The sequence below is a fragment of the Microcella sp. genome (assembly GCF_019739195.1).
Lineage (GTDB): Bacteria > Actinomycetota > Actinomycetes > Actinomycetales > Microbacteriaceae > Microcella.
This window is the reverse complement of the sequence record NZ_JAHHDS010000003.1, coordinates 1,638,849-1,656,520: the sequence shown is the minus strand read 5'-3', so window position 1 is coordinate 1,656,520 and position 17,672 is coordinate 1,638,849. Positions and strand designations below refer to the sequence as shown.

The window sequence follows — 17,672 nt, the reverse complement described above, 5'->3', positions numbered from 1 at the left end:
GCCTTCCAGCCGCCCGCGCGCTGCCCGCCTGCGCAAGCATCCGCCGCCCGCCCGAGCGGGCCTCCGTCGCCCGCCTGCGCAAGCATCCGTCGCCCGCCTGCGCAAGCATCCGTCGCCCGCCTGCGCGGGACTCGTGAAGTCAAGGAAGTCTGGACGACTTCGGTCGCGTGCTTCCTTGACTTCACGAGTCTGCGCGACGGGGGTGCGGACCGCGCAGGGCTGGCGCGGGTGCCGCGCTCGGGTTACAGGGCCGCGAGCTCGTCGAGCAGACGGTCGCCGGGGCGCACTGCGTGGGTCTCAGCGGTGATCTCGGCGCGACCCAGCAGTTCGTCGAAGCGACGGGCACGCGGCTTCGTGATGAGCGTCACCACCATGCCGACCTTGCCCGCGCGACCCGTGCGGCCCGAGCGGTGCAGGTAGGTCTTGTACTCGTCGGGGGCGTCGGCCTGAACGACCAGAGAGATGTCATCGACGTGGATGCCCCGCGCAGCGACATCGGTCGCCACAAGAACCTTCACGCGCCCGTTGGTGAGCTTCTCGAGGTTGCGCGAACGGCGTGCCTGGTTGAGGTCGCCGTGCAGGCTGACCGCCGGAATTCCGGCGTCGTCGAGCTGGTCAGCGAGCTCTTCAGCGAACGCTCGGGTTCGGGCGAAGACGAGAGTCTTGCCCGAGCCTGCCGCGAGCTGCTCGATCACCGCGCGCTTGTCGCGCTGCTCGACGAGCAGCACCTTGTGCTCGATCGTCGACGACTTCTGGTCTTCACCGGCGACCTCGTAGACCGAGGGGTTGCGCAAGAACTCCGAGACCAGCGAGGCGACACCCGAGTCGAGCGTTGCCGAGAACAGCAGCTTCTGGCTGTCGCGCTTCGTGCGGCGGATGATGCGCTGCACCGGCTCGAGAAAGCCCAGCTCGCACATGTGGTCGGCCTCGTCGAGCACGACGACCTCGACCTGGCTGAGGTTGAGGCGACCCTGCTCGATGAGGTCTTCGATGCGGCCCGGGGTGCCGATGATGATGTCGACACCACGCTGCAGGGCACCGACTTGGCGACCCTGGGGCACGCCGCCGTAGATCTGCGTCGTGAAGAGACCGACACTGCGGGCGATGGGCTGCACAGTGCCGTCGATCTGCAGGGCGAGCTCACGAGTCGGCGCGAGGATGAGCGCGCGCGGGGCGCGGCCCATTTGACGGTTCTTGCCGCCGCCGTTCTCCATGAGGCGCTCGACGAGCGGGGCTCCGAAAGCGATGGTCTTGCCCGAACCCGTGCGGCCGCGGCCGAGCACGTCTTTACCGGCGAGCACGTCGGGAATCGTCGCCGCCTGGATCGGGAACGGCTGCACCGCGCCAAGGTCTTCGAGCGTGCGCGTGATGTTGTCGCCGAGGCCCAGGTCGCGGAACGTGATGCCCTCGACGTCTTTCGCCACGACCGCGTCAGCGGTCAGGCGTTCGAGCAGGACGTCGTCGACCTTGCCGGCCTTCGCGTCGCGGCTCGGGTAGAAGCTCGACTCGCGGCGCTCGGGGCGTGACTCGCGGTCGAACGAGCGCGGTGCCCGGTCGTCGCGGTCAGAGGTGCGGGCAGGTCTCTCATCGCGACCCGTCGAGCGAGCAGGGCGGGCGTCGCGGTCGAACGAACGAGCGGAGCGCTCGTTGCGGGCGGCACGCTCGTCGCGAGCAGAATCGCGTGCAGAGTCGCGCGCCGGTCGGTCGTCGCGGCCACCGCGGTAGGCGGGGCGAGCCGAGCCTGCGGTGTCAGACTTCGGGCGCCAGTCGGGGCGGTGCGTCGCACGGCCGGTGCCGGTGCGGGCTGCACCAGAACGGTCATCGCGCTGCGGGCGGCCTGAGCGGTCATCCCGTTGCGGGCGCGCGGAGAGGTCGTACTGTGCACGCGGCGCGCGGTCGTCGCGCTGCGGGCGGCCGGCGCGGTCGTCGCGCTGCGGTCGACCATAGCGATCGTCCCGCGGCGCGCGCTCGTCGCGCGATGCCGACTCAGGGCGCGCTCGCTCGGGGGCGTGACCGCGGTCGACGCGCTCGTCACGGCTCCAGCGAGCCTTCTTGGCGGGCGCGTCAGCGTCTTCGGGGCGGTAGCCGCGGTGCTTCGGGCTGCGTGACCCGGGCGCGCTGGCGCGAGCGCCGCCACCCGAGGTCGAGGTACGGGAGTTCTGGGGGTTGCGCGAAGCGCCGCCCTTGTTGTTCTGAGGCATGGTTCTTTCTGCGTGGTGCGAAGAAGCGTCGTCGGCGCACGCGCGCCGCGAATCCAGGCAGTCGTCGACTGGAGGCCGTCACATCTTGAGGTGATCTCTGACCGCCGATCGGCGGAGAGTACCGGCCATGAAGACACACAATTGCTCACGCGGAGTGCCCGCGCTGTCTTCAGCCGACCCTCCATACTACTCGAGTCGGTGCTGACAGCCGATATTCTGGGCCGATCGTGACCACCATCACCATCGAGAGCCCCCAGCAGCCCGAGATCGAGGCCATGCTGCGCGAGGGTGACGCCTACGCGCTGAGCCTGTATCCGCCCGACAGCTGCTACATGCTCGACCTCGACGAACTGGCCGCCGACGGGGTCACCGTGGTCGTCGCGCGCAACCCCGACGGCACAGCGCTCGGCATGGCCGCCCTCGTCGACCGGGGCAACGGATCAGGCGAGCTGAAGAGACTGTTCGTGCGCGAGGCCGGTCGCGGGCGCGGCGTGGCGACGGCGGTCATGGATGCGCTGGAATCCGCGGCCCGTGAGCGCAGCATCCACACCCTGCAGTTAGAGACCGGCCCGAAGCAACTGGCCGCCATCGCGCTCTACGAGGCGCGCGGCTATCGTCACATCGAGAACTTCGGGCCGTACGTCGGCGACGAGTTCAGCGTCTGCATGGAGAAGAGCCTGAGCTAAGAGACAGCAGCCGGCTCGCTCATGAGCACTTCCGCGAGCACGATGAGACCGAGAGCGAGCAGCGCCGAGGCCAGCACCGAGAGAACCGAGAGCGGCGGAGTGAGCAGCGCGGGAACGATCGCGAGCGCGATGAGCGTCGAGTGCACCATGAGGCGTTCCCGCAGCATCCACTCGCCGAACCGGCCGAGACCGAAGCCCGACCGCGCTCGTGCCGCTCGAGCCGACGACATGCCCTCGGCGGCTCGCGCGCGCCACGTGCTCACGCGCGCCCCGGGGCCGAACCACCAGCCGACGAGGCCGACAAGCACGCCCAGGGTGAGCAGAGCCAGGATCGTCGTCGTCGCGTAGCCGAGCACCGCGTCGAAGACCACGCCGACGAGGGCGCTCGACTCTGGCCCGACATAGGCCGTGAGCGCGGTACGGGCAAGGGCGAAGCCGATCGCGAGCAGCCCGGCGATGACGGCGAGGAAGACACCGACGGTGCGCAGCGTGAGCGCGCGTCGAGGGCTCAGCAGGATCGCGCCAGCGATGAGCGCCGCCGTGACCCAGGGCAGCCAGACTCCGATCGCGATGCCAACCTGGTAGATCACCCGCGCGAGTGCGAGGTTCGGCACCTCGGCGATGACGATCGAACGGTCGATGTCGGGAATCGCAGCGGCGAAGGGCACGCCCTGGGCGACGAGCGCCGCGCGAACGTCGGCGACGATCGGGCCGAGAGGTAGCCGCAGCGTGCCGTCGCGATCGAGCTCGAGCAGCGAGTCGGGCGAGCCCGACAGCAGTCGGATGCCCTGCGCATGCAGCAGCTCGACCGACGACGCCCACGCCGAGCTGAAGGCGGGTGACCGCACGACCTCTCCGACGACGTCGGCGACGAGCGCGCGCACGCCGGCGGCGATCGGCTCACTGACGAGCTCGAGCGCGTCTTGGGCTCGATCGCCAAGCTCGAGGGCCTCGCCGAGTCCGCTCAGCAGATCAGACGTGACCCCCGAGATGTCGACCTGCTCGTCGACGAGCGCCGTGACCTCGACGATGATGCGGTCTTGCACCGCGGGGTTATCGGCAAGCGGAGCGAGCGCCTCGACGAAGCGCTCGGTCTCGACGAGCTGCACGGTCGCCCAGTGGGCCATGACCGCCCCGGGAACCAGCAGCAGGCCGACAGTGGCCAGAGCCCCGGCCGCGACACTGCGGGCTCTCATGTCGCGCTGCCCGCCGACTTGAGACGGTCGATCTCGTCGCGGATGCGCCGGATGTGGTCGGGGGATGCCCGCCCCGCGCTCGCGAGGGCGTCGAGCTCGGCGTCGAGCGAGTCGAGCTCGGCGCGCGTCGAGCGAGCATCCGTCGCCGCATCGTCCCCGCCGCGCGGCAGCCGGATCGTGCCGGTCGCCGTCGGCAGGTTCTCGGTCGCCCGGTCGGCGGTGACCTCTTCGCGAGCTTGGTCCATGGCGGTGAGCACGATGCCGATGAGCACGTTGAGCACCGTGAACACGATGAAGAACATGTACGAGAGGAAGAAGAGCAGGGCGAGGGGCGTGATCTCGAGCCCGGCGAGAAACGAGTCAGGAAAGTTCTCGAGCGTCAGCATGACCGTGAGCGTGATCATGGCCGCGCCGATGTTGCCCCACTGCTCGGGGTTCTGCGTACCGAAGAGGTACACCCCAGCCATGGCGTAGATGAACATCAAGAAGCCGATGAGCACGGCGAGGTTCGCGAGCGGGGCGACCGACTTGATCATCGAGAGCATGAGGATGCGCGCCTCGGGCAAGAAGCGGAAGATGCGCAAAATGCGCAGCAGTCGCACGAGTCGGAAGATGACGGTGGCGCCGTCGAGGAACGGGATGGCGACGACGATGATGAAGTCGAAAACGTTCCAGGGGTTGCGGAAGAACATCCACGGCTTGCGGCCGTACGAGACGATGCGCAGCACGAGCTCGATCGTGTAGAAGATGATCGCGAAGCGGTCGATCGCGATCGCGGTGGCTGCGACTCCGGCCGGCAGGTCAGAGTAGGTGAGCACCCCCAGCGCCGCCGCATTGGCAATGATCACGGCGATTGTGACGAACTCGAACGCGTTGCCGTACATCAGGCGCGCGAGCCACTGAATGCGGTAGGGCGCGAGCTGCACGGTCGTGCTCGTGAAGACTCCGGGCGAGACCGTGGCGGAATCGTCGGAGGGCGGCGCTGCGGTCATGGCGAATCGCTTTCGGTCAGGGTGTGCTCACGCTAGCAACACCTGACCACGGCGACCACTGGCTAGCTGGCGGGCTGCCCCTCGAGAGTCGTGGCCTTCGCCTTGCGCTTGGCCGCGCGACGCTCAGCGGCGCCCTCGACCAGGTAATACAGCGCCGGCAGCACGACGAGCGTCAGCAGTGTCGACGACACGAGGCCGCCGATGACCACGATCGCGAGCGGCTGCGAGATGAACCCGCCGCTGCCCGTGATGCCGATGCCGAGCGGCAACAGTGCGAAGATCGTCGCCGCCGCGGTCATGAGAATCGGGCGCAGACGGCGCGACGACCCTTCGACCACGGCCTTGTAGGCGCTCATGCCTCGCTCTCGATACTGGTTGACGAGGTCGATGAGCATGATCGCGTTCGTCACGACGATGCCGATGAGCATGAGCACGCCGATGAGCGACGGCACGCCGAGCGGAATGTCGGCGATGAGCTGCAGCGCGATCGCGCCGGTCGCCGCGAACGGAATCGACACGAGCAGCAGCAGCGGCTGGCGCAGGCTCTTGAAGGTCGCGACCATGATCACGTAGACGATGAGGATCGCCGCGAGCAGGGCGAGGCCCAGCTGGCTGAACGCATCGGCCTGCTGTGAGGTGACGCCGCCGAGCTCGGCTTGCACGCCGGTCGGCAGGTCGGCAGAGTCCACCGCTTCCTGCACCTGGGTCGACGCCGACCCGATGTCGGCGATCGCCGGCGTGACCGTGATGGTCGCGCTGCGCACGCCGCGCACGGTCGTGATGCTCGCCGGCCCGTCGACCTGCTCGATCGTCGCAAGCTCGCTGAGCGGCTGCGGCCCGATGGCGGTCGGGATGCTGAAGTCACGCAATTCGTCGACCGTGGTGGGAGCATCCACATCGCGCAAGAAGATCGACAGCGTGCGGTCGTCGAAGACAACGCTGCCGACCGACGCGGGGAACATCGCCGCGGTGACAATGCCGCCGACGGCGATCTCGCTCAGGCCGAGCTCGGCAGCCCGGTCGCGGTCGACCTCGATAGCGATGTAGGGCTGCGTGTCGGCGAGGTTGCTCGTCGCCTCGGCCGTCGCGTCGAGCGCGCGCACCTCGTCGAGAATGCTCTGCGAGGCAGCCTCGAGGTCGTCGGTGCTCGTCGCGGTGATGTCGATCTCGATGTCGCTGCCGCCGAAGCCCGCGCCCTGGCCCGACTGCACGCTGAACTCGCCGGCGTCGTCGAGACCCTCGAGGGCGTCGCGCACGTTCTGCGCAAGCTCCGTCTGGTCGAGCGACTCGTCGGTCGTCAGCGAGAACGTGATGTCGCCGCCGCCGAAGATGCTCGCAAGAGTGCCGCTACCCGAGCCGATCGAGGCCTGCACGGTCTCGACGCCCTCGACGTCGATCAGTTCTCGCTCGGCGAGCATGGCCGCGGCATCGAGTTCTTCGAGGCTCGAGCCGTTCGGCAGCGTCTGCGAGACCGTGAGGGTGTTCTGGCCCGAGTTGCCGATGAAGTTCGTCTTGAGACCCGTGGCCAAGAAGCCGGTGCCGCCGAGCACGAGCACGGCAAGCAGCAGAGTGGCGATGGGGCGCTTGAGGGTCCAGCGGATCACGGGCAGGTAGCCGCGCTGCAGCAGCGTCGGCCGGGCCGACTCTTCGTCGATGCTGAGCGGAGCGTCGGCTGCGACGACGTCGGCGTCGGCTGCGTGCTTGCGGGCCTTCGGCGCGCGCAAGAACCAGTACGAGAGCACGGGCACGATCGTGAGCGAGACGAAGAGCGAGGCGGCGAGGGCGATGGCCGTCGTCAGCGCGAAGGGCCGGAACAGCTCGCCGGTGATGTCGCCGACGAGGGCGATGGGCAGGAAGACCGCGATCGTGGTGGCGGTGGCGGCGGTGATGGCACCCGCGACCTCTTTGACACCGACGAGAATCGCTTGCGTCTTCTCTTCGCCGAGCGCGAGGTGGCGCTTGATGTTCTCGACGACGACGATCGAGTCGTCGACGACGCGGCCGACCGCGATCGTGATGGCGCCGAGGGTGAGGATATTGAGGGTGTAGCCCGAGACCTGCATGCCGATGAAGGTCAGCAACACCGAGGTCGGAATCGAAATGGCGGTGACGATCGTCGCGCGCACCGACAGCAGGAAGATGAGAATCACGATGACGGCGAAGCCGAGGCCGAGCAGACCCTCGGTAGCGAGCGCCTCGATCGACTTCTCGATGAACGGCGCCTGGTCGAAGACCACCGTGAACTCGGTGCCGTTGCCGATCGCGTCGGCGATCGCGGGCAGGGCGGCCTGCACGGCGCGTGAGACCTCAACAGTGTTGCCGGCGGGAGTCTTGGTGACGGCGAGCGTCAGGGCTGGTTCGCCGTTGACCCGCGAGTAGCCGCTGACCGGGTCGTTCTCGACCTCGACAGTGGCGACGTCAGAGATGCGGGTGTCGGCGACCTCGGCGCTCAGCAGCGGCAGGGCCGCGAGCTCGTCGGCCGAGGTGATGCGCACGCCCGAGATGACGGGCAGCTCGAAGCCGTCTTCGGTGATGACACCGGCAGGCAGCAGCACGCCGTAGGCATCGAGGGCATCGGTGATGTCGCCCGTCGTCAGTCCGCGCGCGAACAGTTCGTCTTTATCGGGCGTGATCGTGACGCGCTCGCCGACGGCGCCCTGAATCGAGACCTCACGCACGCCGTCGAGATCGTTGAGCTCGATGACGGCCTGCGACTCGAGCGCCGATTCGAGCTCGCCCGCGCTGAGGTTGCTCGTGACGGCGATCTGCACAATCGGAAAGTCGTCGATCGAGCCGGTGAGCACTTGGGGCTCGACATCGTTCGGCAGGTTCAGGCGGTTGATGGCGAGCTGCACGCGCTGCTCGGTGCGCACGAGGTCGGTGCCAAAAGCGAAGCTCGCCGAGACGATCGAGAAGCCCGTGCTCGATGTCGCGTTCGATCCGTCGAGGCCGGGGATGCCCTGCACCGCGGTCTCGATCGGCGTCGAGACGTCTTGCTCGACAATCTCGGGGGCCGCACCGGGGTACTGCGTGATGACGATCACCTGCGGGAAGGCCACCGACGGAATCAGCTCTTGCTTGAGCGTCGTCAGTGCGATGCCGCCGAAGAGGCCCACCACGATGGTGACCAGAGCGATGAGAGCGCGGTTGCGCAGGCTGAACACCGAGAGAAGGTGCACGAAAAACTCCGGTCAAGTGAGCGAGCGGGGGCTCGGGTGGCTGTGTGGGGCAGGCTGGTGCGGTGGTCAGCATCCCAGCGCACGCTGAGTATTCACACAGCGAGCGGTGAGCGCCGACCTCGAATCCGACCGATCGGTCAGGATGCCCGCGCCACGCTACACGACCGCCGCGAGCAGTTCCTGCGACGGTGCCATCGGCTCGCGGTCGACGACGCGGCCCCAGGCGCGCTGCAGCAGGTCGAGAGCCGGGAGCGTCATCTCGGCCGGGTGGCAGAACGGCAGGCGGATGAAGCGCTCGAAAGCGCCGTCGAGGCCGAAGCGCGGGCCAGCGCCGACGAGTAGTCCCTCGGCCCGCGCCGCGAGCGCGAGCTGCGAGCTCACCGGGTCGCCGAGGTTCACCCAGAGGCTCAGGCCACCATCGACCTGGGGCACCGACCAGGTCGGAAAGCGCTGCTCGAGCTCGGCGACCATGAGGGCGTGGCCGGTACGCAGTTGCTCGCGGCGGGCATCCAGCACTCGGTCGTACGAGTCGAGCAAGCGCAGCAGCACGAGCTGCTCGAGCACGGGGTTGCCCAGGTCGCCGGCGAGGCGCGCGAGCGAGAGGCGCGTGATGGTCTCGCGGTCAGAGCGAATCCAGCCGAGGCGCACCCCGCCCCAGATGCTCTTGCCCACTGACCCGACGGTGACGACGTGCGCGCCGTGGCGCTCAGCGCCGATGGCGAAGGGTGCGGGTTGCGTCGCGCGCGCGAAACCGAGTTCGCCCATGGTCTCGTCGACGAGCAGCACCGTGCCGTGCGCCGCGGCGAGCGCCTGCACGCGATCGCGCTGATCGTCGGGCATCGTGCGGCCGGTCGGGTTGTGAAAGTCGGGCATGAGGTAGGCGAGGGCGGGCGCCGTGCGGGGCATGACCTGCTCGAGCACGTCGTCATCCCACCCTCTGTCGGTCGTGACGGGTACCGACACGAGCCGAGCACCCGCGGCCAGCAAGGCCTCGACAGCGTGCGGGTAGCTCGGTGCTTCGACGAGGGCGCGGTCGCCGCGGGCCAGTAGCGTGCGGGCGATGAGGGCGATCGCGTGCTGGGCGCCGAGCGTGACCATGATCTCGTCAGCGCTCGTCGGCAGCCCGCGCACTGAGTAGCGGTCGGCGAGAGCCTGGCGCAGCACGAGCAGGCCGTGCGGGTCAAAGCCGCTCTCGTGCAGGTGGGCGGGCAGCAGCTCGACCGCCTCGCGTGCGGCCTGAGCGACGATCGGAATGGCGGGCAGCGTCGCCTTCGAGAGGTCGAGCATGCCGGGGGCCGCAGACTCGCCAATCCAAGGAACCCCGTCAGACTCGCCGAGCGGCAGTCGCGCGACGGTTCCCGAGCCGCGCAGGCTCTGCGCGAAGCCGAGGTCGCGCAGTCGCGCGTAGGCGGCTGCGACCGTCGTGCGGCTGAGGTCTTCGTGGTCGGCCAGCAGGCGCTCGGCGGGCAGCCGCGTGCCGAGCGCGATGCGCCCGTCGAGAATGAGCAAACGGATGCGATCGGCGAGCGCTTCATAGAGCGGAGTCACGCCGCTCGGTCGCCATTCGCCGAGCTGTGAGGCCAATGCGCGGGCCGATAGGGTCGCCATGCGGCCACGGTAGCAGAATTGGCATCTTGTGAGAAGGCCAATTTGACCGGGATGATGATGCCATGTCTGCACCGCGCATCATGATCCACCGCTGGGGCCAGTTGCTGCTCGGCCTCTTCTTCTACGGCGTCGCCGTCGCCCTGCTCATCCAGGCCAACGTGGGTCTCGACCCCTGGACGGTCTTCGCTCAAGGGCTCGAGGTGCAGACCGGCTGGTCGATCGGACTCATCGTCGTGCTCATCGGTGCCGGGGTGCTGCTGCTCTGGATTCCCATTCGCCAGAAGCCCGGCATCGGCACCGTGCTCAACGTGCTGCTCATCGGGCCCGTGATCGACCTCGCGATGCTCGTCATCGAGACGCCCGAGCAGCTCTGGGCGCAGTGGCTGATGTTCGCGGGCGGGCTCGCCCTGCTCGCCGTCGCCACAGGCCTCTACATCGGCGCCCGCTTCGGCCCCGGCCCGCGCGACGGACTCATGACGGGTGCGCACGCGCGCTTCGGCTGGAAGATCTGGAAGGTGCGCACGGGCGTCGAGGTGACCGTGCTCGCAATCGGCTGGCTGCTGGGCGGCACGGTCGGGTTCGGCACCGTGGCGTTCGCGCTGCTCATCGGCCCGATGGTCGGGGTGACCTTGCCGCTGCTGCGAGCTCCCGGAGAGCATCCGCAACCTGCTCCCGCGGCGGTGCCCGCATGATCGGCGTGACGATCGCGCTCGGCGGTCTGGTTCTGTGGGCGATCATCGCGACGATCGAGACGGTGGCGAGGGACGGGTACGGGCCCATACCCGTCCGCTCGCACTACGGGTTCTACGCGAGCTCGCTCGCCGCGTAGACGCCCATCGCGTCGCGCACGTACTGCGCGCCTCCGGGGCCGCCATAGTGCTTCGCGAAGCGCTGGTCGGCGACGTACATGTCGCCCAGGCCCAAAAAGGCCTCGGCGCTCGGAGCCGTGCCTCCCCAGCCCGCGCGCACCCAGGCGTAGTGCCGGGCGACGAGCGCCTGCACCTCGGCGGCGTCGACCGGGGTGCCGGCCGCATGTGCTGCGGCGAATGCGCGAGTGATCTCACCGGCTTCCGCTTGGAAGGCCGCTTGGCCGTCAGCGCCGAGTTGACGCCACCAGCGGTCGCTCTTCGCGTAGGCATTCTTGCCCCACCGTTGTTCGACCTCGTCTTGGTAGACGGTGTGGTCAAAGCCATCGAGCATTTCTTCTGCCATCAGTTGTTCACCTCCTTCTAGTTTTCGAATCGTGGTCGCGACGCTCACGATCTGCCGCTCGACCCGCTCTCGCTCTTGTTCGAGCCAGTGCAGGTGGGCGACGAGCGCGCGGGCATCGTCGGTCTGGCCGGCGAGCACCTCGGCGATCGCTGGCAGCCCGAGACCCAGCTCGCGCAGCATCAAGATGCGCTGCAACCGGGTGAGCGCCGCCTCGTTGTAGTACCGGTAGCCGTTGCTGCCGATGCTGCTCGGAGGCAGCAGCCCGATGTCGTCGTAGTGCCGCAGGGTGCGGCTCGTGGTGCCCGACAACCGGGCGATGTCTTGAATCGACCACTGCATGCCCCTCACGGTAGAGGTTGACGTTGCGTCAAGGTCAAGTCGTTGTGCGAACATCCGTATTGCGCGATTCGCACACGCGATATATCGTGACTCTCAGAACGCGATATATCGCGTCATTCGAACAGCGCGATAGATCGCACTACGGATGCCCACCTCGGGCACGAGCAAGGAGCACCTCATGGCCCACGAAACCTGGATCGTCACCGAACCCACCGTCATCGATCTCGAGCTCGTGCGCTCGCTCAAGGTCGGGCTGATCGGCGGGCAGGTCGACATCGTCGCCCACGACGAGCCCGGCGCACGCGTCGAGGTGCACTCGGTCGAGGGCCGCGACTTGAAGGTCGCGCTCGAGGGCGACACGCTCGTCGTCGACCACCCGCAGCTGAAGTGGGAGACCTTCTTCGACAACTTCCGGCTCTTCAGCGGCAAGGCGAAGGCCGATGTGAGCATTCTCGTGCCGCGCAACGCAGCAGTGTCGGTGAGCATCGTCTCGGCCGAGGGCCTCATCAGCGGCGTGCACCACGACGTGAGCGTCAACACGGTCAACGGCGATGTCGTGCTCGATGGCATTGTCGGCGCAGTCGACCTGCACGCGGTGAGCGCCGAGGTCTCGGTGCGCTCGCACCTGGGCAATCTCACGGTGCAGACAGTCAGCGGAGACGTGACCGCTTCGGGCACGATTCCGAGGTTCACGTGCGACTCGGTCTCGGCCGATGTCGTCGCCGACCTCTCTGGCATGCCTGACCGCATCACCAACAGCTCGGTCTCGGGCGATCTCACCGTGCGGCTCGACGCTGGCGTGCCCGCGCAGTACTCGATCAACACGCTGTCGGGTCGCCTGCAGCTCGACGATTCGAGCATCACGGGCATCAAGGGCCGCTTCACGGGGCGCTACGGCCAACTGGCAGGCTCCTTCACCGAAGTGCGCGCGAGCTCGGTGAGCGGCGACGTCTCTGTCGTGCACACCGACCGCGCAGGTTCCGCCGCGCCCACCGATACTGCTGAGGCGTCAGCGTGAGCCCCGCGGTCTTCGGCCACGGGCACCTGCGGCTCTATCTGCTCTCGGTGCTCGACGATCGGCCGATGCACGGCTACGAGATCATTCAGGCGCTGAAAGACCGCTTTGGCGGCACCTATGTGCCGTCGGCGGGCACCATCTATCCTCGCCTGGCGAAGCTCGAGGCCGAGGGGCTCGTGACGAAAGAGTCAGACGGACGCAAGACCGTCTACGCCCTCACCGACGCCGGCCGGGCCGAGCTGAACGACCGGCGCGACGAGCTCGACGACATCGAGAACGGCATCGGCGATTCGGTGCGGCGCCTGGCTGACGAGGTGCGGGCATCCGTGAGCGATGCGATGTCGACGCTGCGGGCCGAATTGGCGGCTGCCGCGCGCGAGTCGCGTGACGACCGCAACCACGTGGTCAACGAGGCTCGGGATGCTGCGCGCACGGCCGGCGCCACTGCGACGAGTGCGGCCTCGGCTGCGGGGGCCGCTGCTACCGACGCCGTGCGCGATGCTGTACACGACGCCGCGGCCTCGATGCACTCGAGCCCCACCGAGTCGCGCTCTGATGCTCGGGCGCAACTGCAGCGTGCGGAGGTGCTGCTGGCCGAGTTCCGCCAAGACGTGCGCACCGACTTGCGCTCGGCCGTCGCGCGGGGCTCGCTCGCGTCGTCGACGATCGACGACCTCGAGTCACGCCTGTCGCGCCTGCGCGCTGACATCGGCGGGTTGCTCTAGTTCTCAGTCGGCCCAACGCAGCGGCACGTAGAGGTCTTGCACGCGGTCGCTGACCGCGGTGTGGTCGTTGCGCGTGTAGAGGCCGCACTGGTCGACGCTGCAGTCGACGTTCTCGTCGGCGACGGGCGGCAGTTCGATGTAGGCGGTGAAGGTGCCGGCGTCGGGGTCGTCGAACGAGCGCGCGCCGAACAGGCGCCAGGCGAAGGCGCCGTTGATCCAGTTCGAGGCCGCGTACTGCACGACCCCTTCGTCGAACTCTTCGACCTCTTGTGAGCCGACACCGCCGAGGCAGGGCCCGGGCTTGCCGTCGAGCTCGTCGGGAACCTTGCACACCGCCACATAGATGCCCTGGTCGGGGTCGAAGCCCTCTCCGCTGACGACGAGCCGGTCTCCCGCTGAGACGGCCGAGAGGTCGGGCTCGGCGCCCGACTCGGTCGCGACCGAGATCGTGCGAGTGCGGTCGTCATCGCCCGTCGCCGTGATGGAGGTCGGAAACTCTCCGTCGGCCACCCGCGCTTGCCCCGAGCTGCCCTGCGGCTGATGCGTGACGATCGGCACCGCCACAAGCGCGATCAGCACAAGCAGCACGACCACAACGCCTGCCACGATCCACGGCCACCGGCGTCGACGGCGCGGCGCGACGGCAGGGGTCTCGGTCATTCGCTCAGTCTAGGGAGCGCGGCTGAGGGCGAGCACGGGCCGAACGTCCCGCTCAGCTCCGGCTACGGCCTTGACACGTCAGCGCCGATGACTATGGTTAAGCAATCGCTTAAATACGGAGGTCGTCGAGTGGAAACCGAATTGCAGCTCAATCGCGTGTTCGCCGCTCTCGCTGACCCGACGCGGCGACGTATTCTGTCGCAGCTCTCGCAGGGGCCAGCCAAGGTCGGCGAGGTGGCATCGCGCTTCGAGGTGAGTGCCCCGGCGATCTCGCAGCACATCAAGGTGCTCGAGCGTGCGGGGCTCGTAACTCGTACCGCGCAGGCGCAGTGGCGAACCCTCGCTCTGCAGCCCGAGCCGCTCGACCTCGCGACGGCGTGGGTCGACGAGCAGCGCCGTGAGTGGAACCTGCGCCTCGACGCTCTTGAGCAGCACCTCGCCGACATGAAGAACCGACTGAACGCCGACACCACGACAGACAAGGAACAGCCATGACCGTCTCGACCGAAGAGTTCACGATCACCCGCACCTTCGATGCACCGCGCGAACTCGTCTGGCGCGCATGGACCGACGAAGGCGAGCTCGCCCAGTGGCTGCATCCGTTCGGAGTGACGACCGACTCGGTGTCGTTCGACGTGCGCGTCGGCGGCCGCTACCGCTACACGATGACCAACACCGAGACGGGCGACACCTACCCGACCGGCGGCGAATACGTCGAGGTCGAGCCTTTCGATCGACTCGTCTTCTCATGGGGCGAGCCCGAGGCCTCGGTCGACGATGCGCCGCGCATCACCCTCACGTTCATCGAGCAGGGTGACCAGACCGAACTCGTCTTTCACCTACGTGGTTTCGAGGGCAAGCCTGGTGACGGTTTCGTCTACGACGGGTGGGATGAAGCGATGACAAACATGGCTCGTCTCTTGGCCGGCGAATCGCTCGACTGAGCCCGACCGCGGCGAGCGCCCGCGAGTAGGCTCGCGCGAGTGACGACTCAGGCCCGCATGCACACCGGTGCAACCCCGCGCGACCTGCTGGCCGTCTTCGTCGGCGGCCTCATCGGCACGACCCTTCGGGTGCTCATCGACGTCGCAATCGTGCATGACCTCGACGAGTTCGCCGTCAGCACGCTGCTCGTCAACACCGTCGGATCCTTCGTGCTCGGCCTGCTCGTCGCCGCCCTCTGGCCGCGCGTGCCGAGCTGGGTGCGCGTGGGGCTCGGCCCGGGCATCCTCGGTTCGTTCACGACGTTCTCGGCCCTCGCGATCTCCGTCGTCGCCCTCGCGCGCACGGGCGAGATCATCGTCGCGGTGTTGTCGATCGTGCTGAGCATCGGGTTCGGGATGCTCTCCGCCTGGGCCGGCCTCGCCCTCGGCGCCCGGCTCAACCCTCGCCAGACTCGCGAATTCAAGGAAGTCGACGAGTGACCCCCCTCGTGCTGCTCGCCGTCGCCGTGGGCGGAGCCCTCGGCGCCGTGCTGCGTCAACTCACGTCGGTGAGTCTCGCGGGCCGCGGTCGCGTGCCGCTCGGCGTGCTCGTGGTCAACGTCGTGGGGTCGTTCGTCGCCGGAGTCGCACTCGGCGCTCCGCTCGACCCCGCCGTGCAGCTGATCATCGTCAGCGGCCTGTGCGGAGGCCTCACGACCTTCAGCACCTTCGCCGTCGAGACCATCCAGCTCGTGATGGCCGGCAAGCACCGGGCTGCCCTGCTCAGCGTCGGCCAGAACCTCGTCTTCGGTATCGCCGCGGCGGTCATCGGCCTCAGCCTGGGCATGGCAGTCGCCACCACCCTCGCCTGACCGGCTACCCATGAGCAGCCGGCCAGGCGAGCACCACCACCACTACCCCTTTTCCGCACCCTCGGTCGTGTTCATGATGCGCTTCTGGAAGATGAAGAAGAGCACCGCGACCGGGATGGTCATGAGCACCGCTGCCGCGAGCTGCAGCGGGAACTGGTTGCCTGAGCCCAACTGGCCCGAGACGAGTGAGGCGACACCCGTAGTGAGCGTGTTCAGCTCGGGGCTCTGCCTCGACACGATGAAGTGGCCGAGCTCGTTCCACGAACCCTGGAACGAGAGGATGAAGAGTGTCACGAGCGCGGGCCTCGCCATGGGAAGCACGATCGTCCAGTAGACCCGGAACGTGCCGGCGCCGTCGATGCGCGCCGCCTCTTCGATGCTGACCGGTATCGAGTCGAAGAACTGCTTCATGATGAACACCCCGGCCGCCGTCGACAACAGCGGGATGATCATGCCCCCGTAGGTGTCGTAGAGCCCCAGCTGCTGCAGGATCAAGAAGCGGGGAATCAGCAGCACGACGCCCGGCACCGACAGAATCGCGATGAAGGCGACGAATACGACCGTGCGACCGCGGAAGTGCAGGCGCGAGAGCGCGTAGCCGGCTAACGAGTCGAAGAAGACACGGCCCACCGTGACGATCGTCGAGATCAGCAGGGTATTGCCGGCCCACTGCGGAAACGGCACGTCGCCGAACAGCCGCTCGTAGGCGGCGAACGTGACCGTCTCGGGAATCAGGCCCAGCGCATTCTGCGTCGCCTCAGCATCCGTCTTGAACGACGCCGCTATCGAGATGATGAACGGATAGATGTAGATGAGCGCCAGCCCGATGAGAATCAGGTAGCCGACGAGCATGCTCGTGCGCGCCCGTGTTCCGATTCTCTTGCGGCGCGTGAACGACCGCTTCGGGGCGTCCACCTCCGGAGTCGTGGCGGTCATCGCAATCCTCCATCCACCGTGAAGGCCGTCGCTGAGGCCGCCTCCTCGGCGGGTTTCGACGTCGTGCTCTTCCGCTTCTTCGGGCCGCGTTCTTTCAAGAACCAACGCTGCAGCACGGTCAGCACGATGATGAAGAGGAAGAGGATGAACGCGATCGCCGCGCCCTGACCCCATTCGAGGTCAACGAACGAGCTGCGGTAGGCCAGGAAGGCCGGAGTTGAGATCGTGCCGCCCGCAGACGCCCCGCCGAGCACGTAGATCTGGTCGAAGACCTGCCACGAACCGATCAGGCCGAGCGTGAGCACGGTGAAGAGGGTCGGGCGCAGCATCGGCACGGTGACCGAGAAGAACTTGCGCACCGGGCCGGCGCCGTCCATGAGCGTCGCCTCGTCAATCTCGGCGCCGATGCTCTGCAGAGCCGCCAGGAACAGCAGCATGAAGGTGCCCGACGTGGTGAAGATGGCGAGCATGATGAGCGAGGTCATCGCCACGGACGGTCCGGCGAGCCACTCCCACGCAGAGATGCCGAGAAAGCCCGGCTCGGCGAGAGCAGGCGGCGGGCCGCTGACCCCGAAGGCCGAGAGTGCTCCGTGCACGAGGCCGGTCGAGTCGTTGAACCAGTCGGGCCCATCGATACCGAACGCGCCGATCACGGCGTTCACGGCACCGGAGGCGGTGAACAAGAACTGGAAGACGATGACGATCGCGACGGTGCTCGTGACCGACGGAAAGTAGAACGCCGTGCGGAAGAAGCCCTTGCCGCGCAACGCCGCGCGATTGACCTGCACAGCGAGCAGCAGCGAGATGATCGTCTGCAGCGGCACGACGAGCAGCACGTAGTAGAGGTTGTTGCGCACCGAGATGCCGAAGTTGCGCCGATCGAGACCCTCGTCGACGGTGATCGCCGCGTAGTTCTCGAGCCCGACGAAGTTGACGCGCGGGTTGAGCGGCGACTGGAATCCGTTCCAGTCGCTGAGGCTCACCCAGAACGCCAGCGCGATCGGGATCACGAGAAAGACGGCGGTGATGATCACGGACGGGGCGATGAACAGCCACCCCGAGCGGGCCTCGCCGCGGCGGATTCCTCCGCCGCGGCGAGGCCGTACTGCTGTGCTGGGCACAGTG

Annotated in this window: 18 protein-coding genes; 9 read left to right on the top strand and 9 right to left on the bottom strand. The window is 67.9% G+C overall.

Features of this window, described 5'->3' with window-relative positions:
• Nucleotides 1-242 precede the first annotated feature (242 nt).
• Nucleotides 243-2,201, bottom strand: coding sequence for a DEAD/DEAH box helicase (locus KL788_RS09790; RefSeq protein ID WP_293170837.1), 1,959 nt, complete (start codon nucleotides 2,199-2,201; stop codon nucleotides 243-245).
• A 227-nt stretch (nucleotides 2,202-2,428) separates the two neighbouring features.
• Between KL788_RS09790 and KL788_RS09785 the strand changes: the two genes are divergently transcribed.
• On the top strand, nucleotides 2,429-2,887 hold the full coding sequence (locus KL788_RS09785; protein WP_293170835.1) for a GNAT family N-acetyltransferase: 459 nt from the start codon (nucleotides 2,429-2,431) through the stop codon (nucleotides 2,885-2,887).
• Here the strand turns inward: KL788_RS09785 and KL788_RS09780 are convergent.
• The 4 genes from KL788_RS09780 to KL788_RS09765 all read right to left on the bottom strand — a co-directional run bounded on the left by KL788_RS09780 (nucleotide 2,884) and on the right by KL788_RS09765 (nucleotide 9,862).
• Entirely contained in the window at nucleotides 2,884-4,083 is a 1,200-nt protein-coding gene (locus KL788_RS09780) for a hypothetical protein (protein WP_293170833.1), read from the bottom strand. The genes KL788_RS09785 and KL788_RS09780 overlap by 4 nt on opposite strands.
• Nucleotides 4,080-5,075, bottom strand: a complete 996-nt coding sequence (locus KL788_RS09775) for an ion transporter (protein ID WP_293170831.1) — start codon at nucleotides 5,073-5,075, stop codon at nucleotides 4,080-4,082. The genes KL788_RS09780 and KL788_RS09775 overlap by 4 nt, the downstream gene beginning before the upstream one ends.
• Before the next feature lie 62 nt (nucleotides 5,076-5,137).
• Complete coding sequence (locus tag KL788_RS09770) at nucleotides 5,138-8,254, bottom strand: efflux RND transporter permease subunit (protein WP_293170829.1); 3,117 nt, start codon at nucleotides 8,252-8,254, stop codon at nucleotides 5,138-5,140.
• 156 nt (nucleotides 8,255-8,410) lie between these two features.
• Entirely contained in the window at nucleotides 8,411-9,862 is a 1,452-nt protein-coding gene (locus KL788_RS09765; RefSeq protein WP_293170827.1) for a PLP-dependent aminotransferase family protein, read from the bottom strand.
• Between the two features lie 62 nt (nucleotides 9,863-9,924).
• Between KL788_RS09765 and KL788_RS09760 the strand changes: the two genes are divergently transcribed.
• A complete protein-coding gene (locus tag KL788_RS09760; RefSeq protein WP_293170825.1) occupies nucleotides 9,925-10,554 on the top strand; it encodes a YczE/YyaS/YitT family protein in 630 nt (209 codons plus the stop codon).
• A complete protein-coding gene (locus KL788_RS09755; protein ID WP_293170823.1) occupies nucleotides 10,551-10,691 on the top strand; it encodes a hypothetical protein in 141 nt (46 codons plus the stop codon). Before KL788_RS09760 ends, KL788_RS09755 begins: the two co-directional genes overlap by 4 nt.
• Here the strand turns inward: KL788_RS09755 and KL788_RS09750 are convergent.
• Nucleotides 10,667-11,413, bottom strand: coding sequence for a MerR family transcriptional regulator (locus tag KL788_RS09750; protein WP_293170821.1), 747 nt, complete (start codon nucleotides 11,411-11,413; stop codon nucleotides 10,667-10,669). The two genes, KL788_RS09755 and KL788_RS09750, sit on opposite strands and share 25 nt — an antisense overlap.
• A 178-nt stretch (nucleotides 11,414-11,591) precedes the next feature.
• On the opposite strand from KL788_RS09750, the gene KL788_RS09745 reads away from it, so the two are divergent.
• On the top strand, nucleotides 11,592-12,431 hold the full coding sequence (locus KL788_RS09745) for a DUF4097 family beta strand repeat-containing protein (RefSeq protein WP_293170819.1): 840 nt from the start codon (nucleotides 11,592-11,594) through the stop codon (nucleotides 12,429-12,431).
• Complete coding sequence (locus tag KL788_RS09740) at nucleotides 12,428-13,156, top strand: PadR family transcriptional regulator (RefSeq protein ID WP_293170817.1); 729 nt, start codon at nucleotides 12,428-12,430, stop codon at nucleotides 13,154-13,156. Before KL788_RS09745 ends, KL788_RS09740 begins: the two co-directional genes overlap by 4 nt.
• Before the next feature lie 3 nt (nucleotides 13,157-13,159).
• On the opposite strand, the gene KL788_RS09735 is transcribed toward KL788_RS09740, so the two are convergent.
• Nucleotides 13,160-13,816 (bottom strand): hypothetical protein, encoded by a 657-nt coding sequence (locus KL788_RS09735; protein WP_293170815.1) that lies wholly within the window; start codon nucleotides 13,814-13,816, stop codon nucleotides 13,160-13,162.
• Nucleotides 13,817-13,945: 129 nt separating this feature from the next.
• Between KL788_RS09735 and KL788_RS09730 the strand changes: the two genes are divergently transcribed.
• From KL788_RS09730 to crcB, 4 genes are read left to right on the top strand one after another with little or no spacing between them, the layout of a single operon-like run.
• Complete coding sequence (locus KL788_RS09730) at nucleotides 13,946-14,311, top strand: ArsR/SmtB family transcription factor (RefSeq protein ID WP_293170813.1); 366 nt, start codon at nucleotides 13,946-13,948, stop codon at nucleotides 14,309-14,311.
• Nucleotides 14,308-14,760 (top strand): SRPBCC family protein, encoded by a 453-nt coding sequence (locus tag KL788_RS09725; protein WP_293170811.1) that lies wholly within the window; start codon nucleotides 14,308-14,310, stop codon nucleotides 14,758-14,760. The genes KL788_RS09730 and KL788_RS09725 overlap by 4 nt, the downstream gene beginning before the upstream one ends.
• A gap of 39 nt (nucleotides 14,761-14,799) precedes the next feature.
• Nucleotides 14,800-15,240: a fluoride efflux transporter FluC gene (locus KL788_RS09720; protein WP_293170809.1), complete on the top strand. Its 441-nt coding sequence runs from the start codon at nucleotides 14,800-14,802 to the stop codon at nucleotides 15,238-15,240.
• Entirely contained in the window at nucleotides 15,237-15,611 is a 375-nt protein-coding gene (gene crcB, locus KL788_RS09715) for a fluoride efflux transporter CrcB (protein WP_293170807.1), read from the top strand. Before KL788_RS09720 ends, crcB begins: the two co-directional genes overlap by 4 nt.
• Nucleotides 15,612-15,653: 42 nt before the next feature.
• Here crcB and KL788_RS09710 read toward each other — a convergent pair whose 3' ends face one another.
• A complete protein-coding gene (locus KL788_RS09710; protein ID WP_428846116.1) occupies nucleotides 15,654-16,547 on the bottom strand; it encodes a carbohydrate ABC transporter permease in 894 nt (297 codons plus the stop codon).
• Entirely contained in the window at nucleotides 16,544-17,668 is a 1,125-nt protein-coding gene (locus tag KL788_RS09705) for a carbohydrate ABC transporter permease (RefSeq protein ID WP_293170805.1), read from the bottom strand. Before KL788_RS09705 ends, KL788_RS09710 begins: the two co-directional genes overlap by 4 nt.
• Nucleotides 17,669-17,672: the final 4 nt, after the last annotated feature.

Excerpts from the sequence above, each read along its gene's own strand:
- KL788_RS09750 (WP_293170821.1), bottom strand. The coding sequence starts at position 11,413 with ATGCAGTGGTCGATTCAAGACATCGCCCGGTTGTCGGGCACCACGAGC.
- KL788_RS09780 (WP_293170833.1), bottom strand. The coding sequence starts at position 4,083 with ATGAGAGCCCGCAGTGTCGCGGCCGGGGCTCTGGCCACTGTCGGCCTG.
- KL788_RS09755 (WP_293170823.1), top strand. The coding sequence starts at position 10,551 with ATGATCGGCGTGACGATCGCGCTCGGCGGTCTGGTTCTGTGGGCGATC.
- KL788_RS09775 (WP_293170831.1), bottom strand. The coding sequence starts at position 5,075 with ATGACCGCAGCGCCGCCCTCCGACGATTCCGCCACGGTCTCGCCCGGA.
- KL788_RS09725 (WP_293170811.1), top strand. The coding sequence starts at position 14,308 with ATGACCGTCTCGACCGAAGAGTTCACGATCACCCGCACCTTCGATGCA.
- KL788_RS09710 (WP_428846116.1), bottom strand. The coding sequence starts at position 16,547 with ATGACCGCCACGACTCCGGAGGTGGACGCCCCGAAGCGGTCGTTCACG.
- KL788_RS09735 (WP_293170815.1), bottom strand. The coding sequence starts at position 13,816 with ATGACCGAGACCCCTGCCGTCGCGCCGCGCCGTCGACGCCGGTGGCCG.
- KL788_RS09760 (WP_293170825.1), top strand. The coding sequence starts at position 9,925 with ATGTCTGCACCGCGCATCATGATCCACCGCTGGGGCCAGTTGCTGCTC.
- KL788_RS09765 (WP_293170827.1), bottom strand. The coding sequence starts at position 9,862 with ATGGCGACCCTATCGGCCCGCGCATTGGCCTCACAGCTCGGCGAATGG.
- KL788_RS09790 (WP_293170837.1), bottom strand. The coding sequence starts at position 2,201 with ATGCCTCAGAACAACAAGGGCGGCGCTTCGCGCAACCCCCAGAACTCC.
- KL788_RS09745 (WP_293170819.1), top strand. The coding sequence starts at position 11,592 with ATGGCCCACGAAACCTGGATCGTCACCGAACCCACCGTCATCGATCTC.